We start from the raw sequence: 15,889 nt of genomic DNA, 5'->3' as shown, positions 1-15,889 counted from the left end.
GCCGGCGAGCGTACGGAGCAGCACACCGCCCCGGGGAGGGCTGCCGCCGTCTCGGGGAGAGCGTCCCTCCCCCACGCCGTTGTGGAGGAGGACCGCCGTTCCGAGCGAGCTGGCGATTCGCGTCCGGCGCCGGGAGCGCTCACGCCCGGCACCGCTTAAAAGAAGGGGGCGGCACCCATTGGGGGGAACAGGTGCCGCCTCGGCAGCGTACCGATTGGGGGGAATGCGGCACGCTGCAGGCCTCGAAACGAGTGTTCGGGCGGTACCCAGTGTAGGGGTTCTCGATTCATGCGCAAGTACTTTTTGTCCTCATTTGTGCGGACAGACAGAATTCTCTGCGCGAACGCCCAGACAGTTGTAGATGACCCGAGCGCTGCCGGCCGAATGTCGCCGACCGACACAGTGTACGACGGCCTTCCAGGCTGGCGGTAGGGTGCTGGGTGGGGCAGGCGAACCCATCCGATCCATGCACATCGCGAAGGAGCGACCGAGAACCATGACCGCACAGATCGATCACGCGCTCGAGGAGATCCGGCGTTTCCGCCCGAGCCCCGAGTTCGCCGCCCAGGCCGTCGCCGACGAGAGCCTGTACCGCCGCGCCGCGGAGGACCGACTGGGCTTCTGGGCCGAGCAGGCCCGCGAGCTCATCCAGTGGGAGACCCCCTTCACCGAGGTCCTCGACTGGACGAACCCGCCGTTCGCCCGCTGGTTCGGGGACGGCCGGCTCAACGTCGCCGCCAACTGCCTCGACCGCCACGTCGATGCCGGCTACGGCGACCGCGTCGCCATCCACTGGGAAGGCGAGCCCGGCGACAGCCGCAGCCTCACCTACGCGCAGCTGACCGACGAGGTCAAGCGCGCGGCCAATGTGCTCGCGGGACTCGGCATCGCCCAGGGCGACCGCGTCGCCATCTACCTGCCGATGATCCCCGAGGCGGTCGTGGCGATGCTCGCCGTCGCGCGCCTCGGCGCCATCCACTCCGTCGTCTTCGGCGGCTTCAGCGCCGACAGCCTGGCCTCCCGCATCGACGACGCGGAGGCGAAGCTCGTCATCACCGCCGACGGCGGCTACCGCAAGGGCAAGGTGTTCCCGCTGAAGCCCGTCGTCGACGACGCGCTCGACCGCGCCACCGGCGGCAGCGTGCAGAACGTGCTCGTCGTCCAACGCGGCGGCAACGAGGTCGGCTGGACCGAGGGCCGCGACCAGTGGTGGCACGATACGGTCGCGACGGCGTCCGCGGAGCACACGGCCGAAGCCTTCGACGCCGAGAATCCGCTGTTCATCCTCTACACCTCGGGCACGACCGGCAAGCCCAAGGGCATCCTGCACACCTCGGGCGGCTACCTCACCCAGGCGGCGTTCACCCACAAGAACGTCTTCGACCTGCACCCCGAGACCGACGTCTACTGGTGCACCGCCGACGTCGGCTGGATCACCGGCCACTCCTACGTCGTCTACGGCCCGCTCGCCAACGGCGCCACCCAGGTGCTCTACGAGGGCACCCCGGACAGCCCGCACCCGGGCCGCTGGTGGGAGATCGTCGAGAAGTACCGCGTCTCGATCCTCTACACGGCGCCGACCGCCATCCGCTCCTTCATGAAGCTCGGCCGGCAGATCCCGCACGAGTTCAACCTGCGCTCGCTGCGCGTGCTCGGCTCGGTGGGCGAGCCGATCAACCCCGAGGCGTGGATCTGGTACCGCCACGTCATCGGCGGCGGCTCGATCCCCGTGGTCGACACCTGGTGGCAGACCGAGACGGGCGCCATCATGATCTCCGCGCTCCCCGGCGTGACCGACCTGAAGCCCGGCAGCGCGCAGGTGCCGGTGCCCGGCATCTCCGTCGACATCCTCGACGACGACGGCAAGCCCGTCGGCGGCGAGGACGGCGGGCTGCTCGTCATCACCGAGCCGTGGCCCTCGATGCTCCGCGGCATCTGGGGCGACCCGGAGCGGTTCAGGGAGACCTACTGGGAGAAGTTCGGGGACAAGTACTTCGCCGGCGACGGCGCCCGCCGTGACGAGGACGGCGACATCTGGCTGCTCGGCCGCGTCGACGACGTCATGAACGTCTCCGGCCACCGGCTGTCGACGGCCGAGATCGAGTCCTCGCTCGTCGCGCACCCGTGGACCGCCGAGGCCGCCGTCGTCGGCGCCGCCGACGAGACGACCGGGCAGGCCGTGGTGGCGTTCGTCATCCTCAAGGCCAGCCAGGCCGACCGGGTGACCGACGTGGCCGAGGCCTCGGAAGAGCTGCGACGGCACGTCGCCACCCAGATCGGCGCGATCGCCCGGCCGCGTCAGGTCTTCATCGTGAACGAACTGCCGAAGACCCGCTCGGGCAAGATCATGCGCCGTCTGCTGCGCGACCTCGCGGAGGGCCGCCAGGTCGGCGACACCACGACCCTCGCCGACACCTCGGTCATGACGGCGATCACCGAGCAGGTGCGCTGAGCCTCGGCTCAGCTCGGTTCAGAACGACGGATGCCCCGGCGGGAAGCTTCCCGCCGGGGCATCCGCGTACCCGGGACGACTCAGGCGAACTCGACCACGAGCTCCAGTTCGACCGGCGCATCGAGCGGCAGCACGGCGACGCCGACGGCCGAGCGCGCGTGCCGGCCCGCCTCGCCGAAGATCTCGCCCAGCAGCTCGGAGGCGCCGTTGATGACGCCCGGCTGCCCGGAGAAGGCCGGATCCGAGGCGACGAAGCCCACGAGCTTCACGATGCGGGTGACGCGGTCGAGCGAGCCGAGCTCGGCGCGGACCGCGGCGAGCGCGTTCAGCACCGCGGTGCGCGCGTAGGCCTTCGCATCGTCGGCCGGCACCAGGCCGTGCCCGTCGCCGACCTTGCCGGTCGCGGGCAGCGCGCCCGAGACGAACGGCAGCTGGCCGCTCGTGTAGACGTAGGAGCCGGTGACGACGGCGGGGACGTAGGCCGCGACGGGCGGCGCGACCTCGGGCAGCTGGATGCCGAGCTCGGTCAGGCGTGCTTCGTAAGACATGTTCAGGCCTCTCCCTCGAACTGCTTGGCGGCCTGCGCGGCGGCTGCGGCGCCGGCGCTCGCGGCGGCCGAGGCCGCTCCGCCGACCGGACGCTTCAGGTAGGCGACCAGCCCGCCCTCGGGGCCCTGCACGATCTGCACGAGCTCCCAGCCCTCCGATCCCCAGTTGTTCAGGATCGCGGCCGTGTTGTGGATCAGCAGCGGGGTGGTGATGTACTCCCAGGTCGTCATAGCGCTCCAGAGCTCGATCAGCGGGGGTGTGGTGGACGGAGCGGGCTTCCGCGCGGGCATTCCGGCAGCCGATCGTGGCGAATCCGGCGTGTCAGCCGCGGAATTCCGGCGCAGCCGCGTAGCGGGGTTTTGCCAGCCTTCTCCGTTAGGCTCCACTATATGTCTGCCAAAAATCGTACGGCGAGCGGCGCCGCCGGAGGCCTCCTGGGCCTCGTCGGCCTGAGCGCGCTCGCCGGTGTGCTCGTCACGGCCGCCGTGACGCCGGCGCTCGCCGTGACCGGCATGGCCGCCAACAACAGCATCACCATGTTCGAGAGCCTCCCCGGCTACCTCGAGATCGGCGAGCTGGCCCAGAAGTCCGACATCTACGCCACGGCCGCCGACGGTTCCCCCGTGCACCTCGCCTCGTTCTACGACCAGGACCGCGAGGAGGTGCCCTGGGAGGCGATGAGCCAGTACCTGAAGGACGCCGCGGTCGCCGGTGAGGACCCGCGCTTCTACGAGCACGGCGGCGTCGACGTGCAGGGCACGCTGCGCGCGGCGCTCAACGAGTACGTCATCGGCGGCGCGACGCAGGGCGGGTCCTCGATCACCCAGCAGTACGTGAAGAACGTGCTGGTGAACAACGCCGTGCGCGAGCACCCCAACGAGGAGGAGCGCGAGGCCGCGATCGAGGAGGCCACGAAGACCACTCCCGACCGCAAGCTCAAGGAGATCCGCTACGCGATCTCGATCGAGAAGAAGTACCCGAAGGACGAGATCCTCCGCGGCTACCTGAACATCGCGGCGTTCGGCGGCCGCGTGTACGGCGTCGAATCGGCGGCGAAGTACTACTTCGGCAAGTCCGCGGCCGACGTCAGCCTGGCCGAGGCCGCCAGCCTCATCGCGATGACCAACAACCCCGAGAAGTTCCGGCTCGACCAGCCGGACGACGAGGACAACGGCGCGGCCACGGTGAACGCCCAGGGCGAACCCGAGCCGTACGCGGCCAACAAGGAGCGCCGCGACTACATCCTCGACCGCATGCTCGAGTACAAGAAGATCACCCAGGAGGATCACGACGCGGCGATCGCCACGCCGGTGACCCCCGTGATCACGCCGTCGAGCACGGGCTGCCAGTCGGCGCCCAGCGGCTCGGGCTTCTTCTGCGATTACGTGAAGAACATCATCATCAACTCGTACGACGACCCGGCCACCGAGGACGTCAACGAGGGCGCGCAGATGCTCGAGCAGGGCGGCCTCCAGGTCTACACCACGCTCGACCTCGACCTGCAGGCGGCCGCCGACGGCGCGATCCGCGAGCTGGTGCCCTTCACCTCGTCCTTCGACGTCGGCGCGGTCTCCGTGTCCGTGCAGGTCGGCACCGGGCGGGTGCTCGCCATGGCGCAGAACAAGGACTACTCCCCCGACCCCGACGTGATCGCCGCGAGCGGCGGCACGGCCTCGGCGGTCAACTACAACACCGACTACGACTACGGCGGCTCGTCCGGCTTCCAGCCCGGCTCGACGTACAAGATCTTCACGGTCGGCGAGTGGCTCGCCGAGGGGCACTCGCTGAACGAGAGCGTCGACGGCCGGCGCAAGTCCAACTGGGGCACGTTCCAGGACAGCTGCAACGGGCCGCAGAGCGACCCCAGCTGGAACCCCAAGAACGACGAGGGCGGCAACGGCGGCAGCATGACCGCGCTGCAGTCGACCATCAACTCCACCAACACGGGCTTCGTCGGCATGGCCAAGGAGCTCGACCTCTGCGGCATCCGCAAGACGGCGGAGGCGTTCGGCGTCCACCGCGCCGACGGCGAGCCGCTCGGGCAGAGCCCGGCGACGATCCTCGGCACGAACGAGATCGCCCCGGTGACGATGGCCGCGGCCTTCGCCGGCGTCGGCGGCAACGGCATGGTGTGCGACCCGATCGCCATCGACAAGATCATCAACGGCAAGGGTGAAGAGGTCGCCCCGCCGTCGGCGAACTGCAGCCAGCGCGTCGACCCGAATGTCACCGCCGGCATGGCCTACGCCATGCAGCGCGTGATGAGCCAGGGCACCGCGACCTCCTCGAACGGCCGGACGGAGCCGTGGGTGCCGATGGCCGGCAAGACGGGCACGAGCGACAACAACGAGGCCACGTGGATGAGCGGCACCTCGACGAAGGTCGCGACCGTCGCCGGCGTCTTCAACGCGAGCGGGCACACCAACCTCCGCAACGAGTACTTCGACGCCGGCCAGGTCGCCCAGATCCGGCACCAGATCTGGCCCAGGGTGATGTCCGTCGCGAATGCGAAGTACGGCGGCGACGACTTCCCGGACGCCCCCGACGGCGCCCTGCGCTCCATCCAGAGCGAGGTGCCCAACGTCGTGGGGCTCTCGCTCGAGGCTGCGCAGAAGGCCCTCGAGGACGCCGGCTTCGGCTTCGCCCACAGCGGTGACATCGACTCCGACCTCCCCGCTGGAACGGTCGCCACGCAGGACCCGAGCGGCCTCGCCGGCAAGGGGACGACGGTGAACGTCGCGACCAGCAACGGCCAGGGCGTCAAGGTGCCCGACCTCACCGGCATGACGCGAGACCAGGCGAAGGCCGCGGTCGAAGCCGCGGGGCTGAAGTTCCAGGCGAGCGGCGGCGGCGGCAACAGCGTCGTCACCGGCCAGAACCCCGCTGCGGGCACCGTCGTGGGCAAGGGCGGCAACGTCAGCGTGACCATGTCGAACGGCGGTCAGCCGAGCACGCCGCCCGAAAACGGCGAAGGCGACGGTTGAGCACCACCCGCCTCGCGCCCGTCGCGCGGATCGCACTCGCGGTCGGCGCGGCGGGCGCGGCCGCATTCGCCTACGGCTCGCTCGTCGAACGCAAGAACTACACGCTGCGCACGGCGTCGGTCCCCGTGCTCCCGGCCGGCTCGGACCCCATCCGGGTGCTGCACCTCAGCGATCTGCACATGGCCCCGTGGCAGCGCGACAAGCAGGCCTGGGTGCGCGAGCTCGCGCGGCTGCAGCCCGACCTCATCGTCGACACGGGCGACAACCTGGGCCACCGCGACGGCCTCGCCGGAATCCGCGCGGCCTTCGCGCCGTTCGCCGGTGTCCCCGGGGTGTTCGTGAACGGGTCGAACGACTACTTCGGCCCCCAGGCGAAGAATCCGTTCGCCTATTTCACCGGTCCGAGCCGGCACAAGCGGCAGGCCGAACGGCTCGACATCGGGGCGCTGCACGCCTACTTCGCGGAGCTCGGCTGGACCGACCTCGACAACGCCGCCGCGTCGCTCGAGATCAACGGAACCCGGCTCGAGTTCTTCGGGGTCGACGACCCGCATCGGGGCTACGACCGGCTCGACGTCATCACGGCCGCGATCGATGAGCTGCGGGCCGACGACCCGCTCGGCGACGAGAGCTGGCCCGACGCCGACGACGCCCCGGCCCGGCCGACGGTGACGATCGGAGTGTCGCACGCGCCCTACCAGCGGGTGCTCAACTCCTTCGTGAACCACGGCGCGCAGCTCATCCTCGCCGGGCACACGCACGGCGGACAGGTCTGCGTCCCCGGGTTCGGCGCGCTCGTCACGAACTGCGACATCCCGCGGGCGCAGGTGAAGGGCCTCAGCGTTTGGCGCCACGGATTGCGTTCGGCCTACCTCAACGTCTCGGCCGGCCTCGGCACCTCCATCTACGCGCCGGTTCGCTTCGCCTGCCCGCCGGAGGCCACCCTGCTGACGCTCACCCCGGTCGCGTAGCGGCACCGTCGGCTCCCTCCCCGGGCGCCGACGGGAGTGGTCAGCGGGCGCCGAAATATCGGCTATCCTTGTTGAGGCTCAGCGGCAACGCTCGGGCCACCGGGGTGTGGCGCAGCTTGGTAGCGCGCTTCGTTCGGGACGAAGAGGTCGCAGGTTCAAATCCTGTCACCCCGACCACGGCAAGAACCCCCTCCGCGAGGAGGGGGTTCTTCGTTTCTGCGGCGCTCCCGCGCTAGGGGCGTCCGATCCCCCGGTACGTCCAGCCCGCCTCGCGCCAGCGCGCCGCGTCGAGCACGTTGCGACCGTCGATGATCGACCGCCCGGCGACGAGCTCGCCGGCCGTCACCGGGTCGAGGGCGCGGAACTCGCGCCACTCGGTGACGAGCACCACGAGATCCGCGCCGCGCAGCGCCTCGGCGGTCGAACTCGTGTAGTCGAGCTGCGGATGCCGCATCCGGGCGTTCGCGATGCCCTCTGGGTCGGTCGCCACGACCTCGGCGCCGAGCCCCTTGAGCGCGACCGCGACGTCGAGCGCCGGCGAGTCCCGCACATCGTCGGAGTCCGGCTTGAAGGTCACGCCGAGGATCGCGATGCGGCGCTCGTGCACCTGCCCGCCGAGCGCCTCGACCGCGAGATCGACGACGCGCTGCCGCTGCCGCAGGTTCACCGCATCGACTTCGCGGAGGAACGCGAGCGCCTCGCCCCGGCCGAGCTCCTCGGCGCGCGCCACGAAACCGCGGATGTCCTTCGGCAGGCATCCCCCGCCGAATCCGACCCCGGCGTTCAGGAAGCGGCGGCCGATGCGCGCATCGTGCCCGATGGCGTCGGCGAGGGCCGTGACGTCGGCCCCGGTGACGTCGGCGATCTCGCTCATCGCGTTGATGAAGCTGATCTTGGTGGCGAGGAAGGCGTTCGCCGAGACCTTCACGAGCTCCGCGGTGGCGTAGTCGGTCACGATGCGCGGAGTTCCGGCCTCCACTGCGGCGCGATAGACCCGATCGAGCACCGCCGCCTGCGCCCGGCCGCGCTCGTCGTGCTCGCCGCCGGCGACGCCGTAGACGAGGCGATCGGGTTCGAGCGTGTCCTGCACCGCGAAGCCCTCGCGGAGGAACTCCGGGTTCCAGGCGAGGCTCGCGTGCGGCGCCCGCCGGGCGAGGCGTTCGGCGAGGCCCGCCGCGGTGCCGACCGGCACCGTGCTCTTGCCGACGACGATCGCGCCGGGCGCGAGGTGCGGCAGCAGTGCGTCGAACGCGGCGTCCACGTAGCGGAGGTCGGCGGCGTCGGAGCGCGCCTGCTGGGGCGTGCCGACCGCGAGGAAGTGCACCTCCGCGCCTGCGGCCTCCGCAGGATCGGTGCTGAAGCGCAGGCGGCCGCTCGCGATCGCCGAGCTCAGCAGCTCGCCGAGGCGGGGCTCGAAGAACGGCGGGCGCCCGGCCGAGAGCTCGGCGATCTTGCGCTCGTCGATGTCGATGCCGACGACGGTGTGGCCGAGCTCGGCCATCGCGGCGGCGTGCACGGCGCCGAGGTAGCCGCAGCCGATCACGGAGACGTTCATCTGGGTCCTCCCGCGACCATTCTCGCAGTCGCTCCGCCCGGCCCTGCGTCACCTGCGGTGAACACGGGATGGCGAACCGTGCTCAGCGGACGACCACCGTCGGGGCCTCGAGGTGCGCGAGCACCCCGTGGCTCACCGAGCCGAGCAGGAAGCGGGCGAGCGCGCCGCGGCCGTGGCTGCCGACGACGAGGAGCCGGGCCTCGTCGGCCGCGTCGGCGAGCGCCTGCACCGGATCGCCGGCGATGACTTCCCGGCGGATCTCGAGTTCGGGATGGGCCGCCTCGGTCGGGGCGAGCGCCTCGTCGAGCAGCTCCGCCGCCGAGGCCTGCAGATCGTCGCTCGCGATCATCGCGACCCCGTAGCCGTACTCGCCGCCCACCATGACGGCGACGTCCCACGAGTGGACCGCCGTGAGCGGCTCGCCGGCGCGCATCGCCTCGTCGGCCGCGAAGGCGAGAGCGCGAGCGGATGCCTCGGAGCCGTCGACGCCGACCACGACACCGCGCCGGGCGGAGACGTCGATGTCGGGGATGACGGCGACCGGGCTGTGGCTGCCGGCGGCGATGCGCAGGCTGTGCACGCCGCGCCGGCTGGCGCGCTTGCCGCCGTGCCAGTCGCTGCCGACGACGAGCAGCGCCGCCCCCTTCGAGAGCTTGGAGAAGACCTCGACGGGCGAGCCCTGTTCGAGCAGCTGCGTGGCGGCGAGCCCCGGCGTCACGCGCTCCACCGTCGCAGCCGCGCTGTCGAGGCATCCCTGCGCGGCCGTCTGCGCGGCCAGCAGCAGCTCCGCGTCACCGGTGGCGGGGATCGCCTCGTCGACGACGTGCACGAGCCGGAGCGAGGCTCCGGCGGCCCTCGCGCGATTCGCCGCCCAGGTGACCGCGGCGTCCGTGGCGGCTCCTGCGGCGCTGACGCCAACGATGATGTCGTTCATTGCGGCCTCCGATCTCGGCGTGCTTCCATCCTGCCTCGGATCGGCGCCCACGTCACGGCCCGCCGTGCCGCCGGGCCAGCGGGTCAGTGGCGACCGTTCAGCACGCCGCCGGACTCCTGCAGGTAGCAGACCCCGCACAGGGACTCGTACTCGACCTCGACCTCGGCGCCGTCGACGGGGCCGGCCGAGGTGTCGATCGCGACCTGGTCGCCGTCGAAGACGTAGCGCCCCCCGATCCGGCGGCCGTTGAAGATCGCCTTCCGGCCGCAGCGGCAGATCGTCTTCAGCTCCTCGAGGCTGTGCGACACCTCCAGCAGACGTCGGCTGCCGGGGAACGCGACGGTCTGGAAGTCGGTGCGGATGCCGTACGCGAGGACCGGGATGCCGTCGAGGAGCGCGATGCGGAGCAGGTCGTCGACCTGCTCCGAGGTGAGGAACTGCGCCTCGTCGATGAGCAGGCAGCTGACGTCGCGGCCCGCCCGATCCACCTTGCCGCTGCGGACGCGGTGCTGCTCGAAGACCTCGCGCACCGCCGCGTCGGGAGAGATCGTGAAGTCGACCTCGCGGGTCACGCCGAGCCGGGAGATGATCTCGCGATCGCCCTTCGTGTCCACCGCCGGCTTCGCGAGCACCACTCGATGGCCGCGCTCCTCGTAGTTGAAGGCCGCCTGCAGCAGGGCGGTCGACTTGCCCGAGTTCATGGCGCCGTAGCGGAAGTAGAGCTTGGCCACGGGGCTGCCTCCAGGAGGGGAACGGGCCGGCGACGCCGGCGACTCGGGGATCGGCGCTCAGCCGACGGGATAGTTCAACTCGACGATCGTACGCTCCCGCGAGATCATCGATTCGGTGCGGAAGCCGACCGCCCGCGCGATCGCCACGATGCGCTCGAGGTCGCGGTGCCGCGGCGGTCCCTGCGCCGGGACGGCGGTGACCTCGATGCGCCCGTCGCCGGCGCCCTCGACGACCGCCACCCGCACCTCCGAGGAACGGGTGCTCCCGCCGAGCCAGGAGACGATCGCGGTGAGCGCCGTGCGCTGATCGCTCGAGAGTCGGGCCGCCGCGCCGCTGGGATCGTCGATCAGCATCTCGACGCCCGAGCCGGCGCCGCCGGAACGGAGCGCATCGGCGAGATCGTCGAGCCAGGTCGCCTCGATGCCCGCCTTCATCGCCGCTTGGACGCCCTCGGCGAGCTCGCGGGCTCGATCGACGTCGGCGACCGAGAGCCGCTCGGCGGCGACCACCGAGGCGAGGAAGGGCAGCACCTCTCGCGCCACGAGGGCCACGCGTGGCGAGCCGCCGACGCCCTGGTGCGATCCGCTCGCTCCCGCGTCGTCGGCGACCTCCTGCTCGAGCGCCTCGCGGTTCACCTCCCGCTGCCAGCGGAGGATCGATCCGACGATCGAGTACGAATAGGAGGCCCCCGCCGCCGCGAGGGCGACGATCGCGACCGAGCCCACGAGAACCAGGGACGCGACGGGCTGGGACGTGCCGGCGGCCGCGGCGTTGCCCGCCACGAGGATCGCGAGGACGCCCGAGGAGAGACCCGCGGCGATGAGCAGTGCCGCCCAGCTCGCGTACGGGGCCATGCAGAGCAGCAGGACGCCGATGGTGATCGGCCCGTAGTCGTCGTAGAGCACGGCGTCGTTGCCCATGGTGCTCACGTACTCGGCCACCGCGGCCGCCGTGGCGATCGTCACGACGAGCCACACCCGTTCGCTGGCGAAGCCGCCCCGCGAGGGCAGGATACCGGTCACCAGCGCCACCGCCGCGGCGATGAGCAGCAGGATGCCGAGCGCCGCCGCGAAGGGCGAGACGATCTCCTCCCGGTGGGCGAACGTCGACGCGATCGAGATCACGACCGCCGTGCCCGCGCCGACCGCGACGAGCGGGGCCGCGGTGCCACCGCCGATCGGATCGGCCTCCTGGTGCGTGAGGCTGAGCCGCCCGCTCATCGCGCGCTCCTCGGCATGGTGAGCACGATCGTCGTTCCGACGCCGGGTTTCGACCAGAGCCGCACGGTTCCGCCCTCGTGCTCGACCCGGGCGCGGATCGAGATGCGCAGCCCGATGCGATCGGCGGGCACGCGCGACTCGTCGAAGCCGACCCCCGCGTCGATGACGGCCACGGTGAGCTCGTCGCTGCCGCCGCCGATCATGACCTCGGCCGAGGAGACGCCGGCGTGGCGGACGATGTTGACGAGGCACTGCGCGACCGCGGCGTCGAGGGCGTCCAATCGCGCGGGTGCGAGCAGGGCGAGCTGCGCCAGCTCGCCGCTCACCCGAACGGTCAGGCCGCCGTTGCTCGCGGCCTCGTGCGCCGTCGGCAGCACCTGCGCGAACGGCCCGAGCTCCGCTCGCTCCTCATCGGCCGGGGTCGCGGACCGCTCGCCGCCCCGGCGCTCGACCTCGGAGCCGGCTCGGTTCGGCGGCTGCGGCGCCGGCTGCCCGTCGGCCGGGGCGTCGTCGAGCACCGAACCGCCCGTCTGCCCGGCCGTGCGTTCGGGGGCGAGGACACCGGCGGCCCCGGCGGCCCCAGTGGACTTGGCCGCCCGTGCACCGCCCCGTTCGGCGATCGAGGCCGCCCAGTCCGGGCCGATCGCGAGGCTCAGCTCGCGGTCGATCTCCTGGCGCAGCCGGTCGTCGATGGGCCCCGACCCGGCGGCGGCGACCTTGGTGAGGTGCTCCAGGGCGAGCTCGTTCAGGCGGACGGAGGCGCGCAGCGCGAACTCCCGTCGCATCACGGCGGCCGGGGGCTCTCCGCCCGACGTCGGCTCCGGCCGCGCCCGACCGTTGTACCGTCGGTTCAGACCGTCGAATCCGCGCACGAGCACGACGATCGCGAGCGCGAACGCGGCGGCGAGGTTCGGCACCCAGATCGTGCCGGCCATCGCCGCGGCGACGACCGTGGCCAGCTCGCCGAGGAGCCAGCCCGCACCGGCCCAGCCGATCGCCGACCAGGTGCCGCCACCGGCTCCGCCGATGAGGACGAGGGCGACCCGCGGCAATGCGGAGATGCTGTTGTTCGTCGTGGCGAACGTGCCGGCGCCGCTCAGCATCGGGACGAGCAGGAACACCACGGCGGCACCGGCCGCGAGCGCGACGAGCCCGGTGACGAGGTTCGGCCGCACCGCGTGCACGGCGAGGGCGGCCGCCTGCGCCGCGACGAGGCCGGCGCCGATCCACCCGTTCACCGAGTCCAGGTACAGGCCGGCGAGGATGCCGATGGCGATGCCGACGGACAGGCAGACGAAGGCGGCGGCGTGGCCCGCGTTGGTGAGCGCCCGATGCTCGGCCGCGCGCGTCAACGGTGCCGGCAGCCCATGGGTCATCGCCGCACCTCCCGAACGCACCGTCGAGCGCAGGGAAAACCGACGGGCTGCAGCGAGAGTACCGCAGCGCGCCGGCGCAGCGCTGCGGATCGGCGGCTCAGAACAGCGTGTCGCCGCCGGGGCCAGCGAGGTCTGCCGGGCCTCCCGCCGAACGGGTGCCGACGAGTCTCGCTCCGGCGAGCCGCGATCCCGCGGGTCTGCCGAATCCCGTCGGCCACGTGCCGGCGCCCGCCGCCCGCGCCCCTCCTGCCGGGGAGAGCGCGGAGGACCGGACACCCCCGGTGACCGGGTCTTCGCTGCCGTAGCGCAGGCCGTGCGCGCGGATCATCGGCCTGATGCGCGCCCCGAGCCACTGCCGGTACGCCTTCGGCGCGTAGCTGTTCGTGCCGTAGTACATCGAGCGGTACTTCGGCACGAGCTGGGGATGGTGCACCTCGAGCCACTGCATGAACCACGGCTTGACCCCGGGCCGGAGGTGCAGCGCCCCGTGCAGCACCGAGGTGGCCCCGGCCGCCTTGATCTGGCGCAGCGCCTCGTCGAGGTGGGCCCGGGTGTCGGTGAGGTCGGGCAGGATCGGCATGAGGAACACGGTGCAGTCGAAGCCCGCCTCGCGGATCGCCGTGACCGTGGCCAGCCTGGCCTTCGTGCTGGGCGTGCCGGGTTCGACGGCCTGCTGCAGCTCATGGTCGTACACGGCGATCGACATCGCGAGGTCGACGGGGACCCGTTCGGCGGCGCGGGCGAGCAGCGGCAGGTCGCGGCGGAGCAGCGTGCCCTTCGTCAGCACGCTGATGGGGGTGCCGCTGTCGGCGAGCGCCTCGATGATGCCCGGCATGAGCTCGTAGCGCCCCTCGGCGCGCTGGTAGGGATCGGTGTTCGTGCCGAGGGCGACCGGCTCGTGCCGCCAGGAGGGCCGCGCCAGCTCTTTGCGCAGCACCTCGGCGACGTTCACCTTGACGACGATCTGCCGGTCGAAGTCGTCGCCGGCGTCGAGGTCGAGGTAGGTGTGCGTGGGCCTCGCGAAGCAGTACACGCAGGCGTGCGAACAGCCGCGGTACGGATTGATCGTCCACCCGAACGGCATCGACGACGACCCGGGCACCTTGTTCAATGCGGACTTCGCGAGCACCTCGTGGAAGGTCACCCCCGCGAACTCGGGCGTCTGCACCGATCGCACGAGGCTGCTCAGCTTGGCGAGCCCCGGCAGCGTCGAGCCCTGCTCGACCTCGAGTTCCTGCCCGCTCCACCGCATGCCCATATTCGAACATATCTTCGAGACATCCGCAACCCCACCAGCCCAGGGTTGCCCGACGTTCATGAAAGTCGGGCAACCCTGAGTCGGGCGCGATCAGGCGGCGGCGCGGTCGAGCGGCCGGCCGGCGGCGAGCCGCAGCTCCTCCCCCGTCCAGCGCCGGCGCATCCAGCGATCGTGACTCGCGATGAGCACGGCCCCGGGATACCCGCCGAGCGCCGCCTCGAGCTCCGTGGCGAGCGCGAGCGAGAGGTGGTTGGTCGGCTCGTCGAGCAGGAACACGTGCGGCGGCTTCGCGATCACGAGGGCGAGCGCGAGCCGGCGCTGCTGCCCGACGGACAGTCCGCCGAGCGGACGGTCGAGATCCCGCCTGAGCATGAGGCCGAGGCTCGACAGCGGCACGAGGGCCGCCCGCTGCTCGCCGAGCACGCGCTCGTAGAGGGCCCGCGGCGAGGCATCCGGGTCCTCGAATCGGACGTCCTGCTCGAGCAGGCCGACGCGCAGTCCGCGACGGCGACGGACCGTACCGTCGTCCGGCGCGATGCGACCCGCCAGGAGTCTCAGCAGCGTCGACTTGCCCGCGCCGTTCGCCCCGGTGATGAGCACTCGGTCGAGCGCCTCGACCCGGAACGTCCCGAGCCGCAGCCGCTCGCCGACCGTCGCGCCATCGAGCTGGATGAGCGGTCCCCCCTCCTCGCCGAGCGCCTGCGCCCCCGTCGGGATGCCGCCGAACTCCAGCGCGGCCGGCGGCTTGCGCAGCTGCTCGCGCTCCAGCGTCTCGAGCCGGAGCTCCGCGTTGTGCACCCGCCGTGCGATCGCCTGATCGGTGCGCCCCTGCTTGAACTTGGTGATGAACTTGTCGTTGTCGGTGGGGCCCCGCCGGTGCGACACGTTCCGCGCGGTCTCGCGCACGGCCTCGCGGAGCGCCCGCAGCTCGCCCTGCTCCGCCTCGTACTGCCGCTGCCACCGCGCGCGCGCGTCGGCCTTGGCCTCGAGGTACTCGCTGAACGAGCCGCCGAAGACCGTGCCGCCCGAGGCGTCGAGCGGCACGCCGGCGGCGGACTGCGCGGGGTCGAGGTCGAGCAGGCCCGTCGCGACCCGGTCGAGGAACTCCCGGTCGTGGCTGGCGAAAACCACCGGACCCCGCCAGGCGCGCAGGCGCGCCTCCAGGAACTCGGCCGCGGCGTCGTCGAGATGGTTCGTCGGCTCGTCGAGCAGCAGCGCGTCGGGCGCGCCGAGCAGGAGGGCGGCGAGCGCGAAGCGGCTGCGCTGGCCGCCCGACATCTCGCCGATGCGGCGGTCGAGACCGATGCCGGAGACGCCGAGCCCGTCGAGGAGCTCGTCACGCCGGGCCTCGACCGACCAGACCTCGGCGCGCTCCGCCGCGTCGAGCGCGACGGCGTAGCGGGTCTCGGCCGCCGGCGACGCCTCGACGAGTGCCGCGGCCGCGGCATCCAGCTCGCGCTCGATGCCGCGCACCTCGGCGATGCGCGCCTCGATGACGTCGTCGATGCGCTCGTCGTCGGCGAAGGGCAGCTCCTGCAGGAGCAGCCCGATCCGCGCCGGGCGGGTGAGTCGGCCGTCGGCTTGCAGCTGCGCGGGAGCCTCGCCCGCGAGTACCCGCAGCAGGGTGGACTTGCCGACGCCGTTCTCGCCGATGAGGCCGAGCCGCTGCCCGGGACAGACGGTGAAGTCGAGATCGCGCAGGACGTCGCGATCCGCGTAGCCGGCCGAGAGTCGCTCGGCGCGGAGATAGGAGTTGGTGGAGTGGTGGACGGTCAAGGGTGACCCCCGTTCGCGAGGATGCCCCGGGGCCGCCGCCGGCGCGGCGCCGAGACCGCACGCGCGTCGGCGCGGTGCGGAGA

At 72.0% G+C, this 15,889-nt stretch carries 12 protein-coding genes and 1 tRNA gene; 4 read left to right on the top strand and 9 right to left on the bottom strand.

Features of this window, described 5'->3' with window-relative positions:
• The first annotated feature begins 496 nt into the window (after positions 1–496).
• Positions 497–2,452 (top strand): acetate--CoA ligase, encoded by a 1,956-nt coding sequence (gene acs / locus IEY71_RS06505; RefSeq protein ID WP_189084434.1) that lies wholly within the window; start codon positions 497–499, stop codon positions 2,450–2,452.
• Between the two features lie 80 nt (positions 2,453–2,532).
• On the opposite strand, the gene IEY71_RS06500 is transcribed toward acs, so the two are convergent.
• Positions 2,533–3,000: a RidA family protein gene (locus IEY71_RS06500; protein ID WP_189084433.1), complete on the bottom strand. Its 468-nt coding sequence runs from the start codon at positions 2,998–3,000 to the stop codon at positions 2,533–2,535.
• Between the two features lie 2 nt (positions 3,001–3,002).
• Positions 3,003–3,230 (bottom strand): Sp36 family protein, encoded by a 228-nt coding sequence (gene sp36, locus IEY71_RS06495; RefSeq protein ID WP_189084432.1) that lies wholly within the window; start codon positions 3,228–3,230, stop codon positions 3,003–3,005.
• A gap of 159 nt (positions 3,231–3,389) precedes the next feature.
• On the opposite strand from sp36, the gene IEY71_RS06490 reads away from it, so the two are divergent.
• From IEY71_RS06490 to IEY71_RS06480, 3 genes are all read left to right on the top strand, one after another.
• Positions 3,390–5,984 (top strand): transglycosylase domain-containing protein, encoded by a 2,595-nt coding sequence (locus tag IEY71_RS06490; protein WP_189084431.1) that lies wholly within the window; start codon positions 3,390–3,392, stop codon positions 5,982–5,984.
• Entirely contained in the window at positions 5,981–6,955 is a 975-nt protein-coding gene (locus IEY71_RS06485; protein ID WP_189084430.1) for a metallophosphoesterase, read from the top strand. The genes IEY71_RS06490 and IEY71_RS06485 overlap by 4 nt, the downstream gene beginning before the upstream one ends.
• 100 nt (positions 6,956–7,055) lie before the next feature.
• Positions 7,056–7,132, top strand: a tRNA-Pro gene (locus IEY71_RS06480).
• 55 nt (positions 7,133–7,187) lie between these two features.
• Here the strand turns inward: IEY71_RS06480 and IEY71_RS06475 are convergent.
• The 7 genes from IEY71_RS06475 to IEY71_RS18530 form a co-directional block, all read right to left on the bottom strand.
• Positions 7,188–8,510, bottom strand: coding sequence for a UDP-glucose dehydrogenase family protein (locus IEY71_RS06475; RefSeq protein ID WP_189084429.1), 1,323 nt, complete (start codon positions 8,508–8,510; stop codon positions 7,188–7,190).
• A gap of 82 nt (positions 8,511–8,592) precedes the next feature.
• On the bottom strand, positions 8,593–9,444 hold the full coding sequence (locus tag IEY71_RS06470) for a universal stress protein (RefSeq protein ID WP_189084428.1): 852 nt from the start codon (positions 9,442–9,444) through the stop codon (positions 8,593–8,595).
• 83 nt (positions 9,445–9,527) lie between these two features.
• The gene (locus IEY71_RS06465; RefSeq protein ID WP_189084427.1) at positions 9,528–10,175 is read right to left on the bottom strand and encodes a thymidine kinase; all 648 of its coding nucleotides are present in this window, start codon (positions 10,173–10,175) and stop codon (positions 9,528–9,530) included.
• 57 nt (positions 10,176–10,232) lie between these two features.
• On the bottom strand, positions 10,233–11,396 hold the full coding sequence (locus tag IEY71_RS06460; protein ID WP_189084426.1) for a hypothetical protein: 1,164 nt from the start codon (positions 11,394–11,396) through the stop codon (positions 10,233–10,235).
• Positions 11,393–12,772, bottom strand: coding sequence for a sensor histidine kinase (locus IEY71_RS06455; RefSeq protein ID WP_189084425.1), 1,380 nt, complete (start codon positions 12,770–12,772; stop codon positions 11,393–11,395). The genes IEY71_RS06460 and IEY71_RS06455 overlap by 4 nt, the downstream gene beginning before the upstream one ends.
• Before the next feature lie 97 nt (positions 12,773–12,869).
• Positions 12,870–14,024 (bottom strand): Rv2578c family radical SAM protein, encoded by a 1,155-nt coding sequence (locus IEY71_RS06450; RefSeq protein WP_189084424.1) that lies wholly within the window; start codon positions 14,022–14,024, stop codon positions 12,870–12,872.
• Between the two features lie 96 nt (positions 14,025–14,120).
• Positions 14,121–15,806: an ABC-F family ATP-binding cassette domain-containing protein gene (locus IEY71_RS18530; RefSeq protein WP_268243556.1), complete on the bottom strand. Its 1,686-nt coding sequence runs from the start codon at positions 15,804–15,806 to the stop codon at positions 14,121–14,123.
• Positions 15,807–15,889: the final 83 nt, after the last annotated feature.

Source organism: Agromyces mediolanus (assembly GCF_014648575.1).
Taxonomy (GTDB): domain Bacteria; phylum Actinomycetota; class Actinomycetes; order Actinomycetales; family Microbacteriaceae; genus Agromyces; species Agromyces mediolanus.
The sequence above is the reverse complement of the archived record's forward strand: the minus strand, read 5'-3'. Positions and strand labels throughout refer to the sequence as shown.

Bases quoted from the DNA above. Each gene is read 5' to 3' on its own strand.
- acs (WP_189084434.1), top strand. From the start codon at position 497: ATGACCGCACAGATCGATCACGCGCTCGAGGAGATCCGGCGTTTCCGC.
- IEY71_RS06500 (WP_189084433.1), bottom strand. From the start codon at position 3,000: ATGTCTTACGAAGCACGCCTGACCGAGCTCGGCATCCAGCTGCCCGAG.
- sp36 (WP_189084432.1), bottom strand. From the start codon at position 3,230: ATGACGACCTGGGAGTACATCACCACCCCGCTGCTGATCCACAACACG.
- IEY71_RS06490 (WP_189084431.1), top strand. From the start codon at position 3,390: ATGTCTGCCAAAAATCGTACGGCGAGCGGCGCCGCCGGAGGCCTCCTG.
- IEY71_RS06475 (WP_189084429.1), bottom strand. From the start codon at position 8,510: ATGAACGTCTCCGTGATCGGCTGCGGCTACCTCGGCGCCGTGCACGCC.
- IEY71_RS06470 (WP_189084428.1), bottom strand. From the start codon at position 9,444: ATGAACGACATCATCGTTGGCGTCAGCGCCGCAGGAGCCGCCACGGAC.
- IEY71_RS06460 (WP_189084426.1), bottom strand. From the start codon at position 11,396: ATGAGCGGGCGGCTCAGCCTCACGCACCAGGAGGCCGATCCGATCGGC.
- IEY71_RS06455 (WP_189084425.1), bottom strand. From the start codon at position 12,772: ATGACCCATGGGCTGCCGGCACCGTTGACGCGCGCGGCCGAGCATCGG.
- IEY71_RS06450 (WP_189084424.1), bottom strand. From the start codon at position 14,024: ATGCGGTGGAGCGGGCAGGAACTCGAGGTCGAGCAGGGCTCGACGCTG.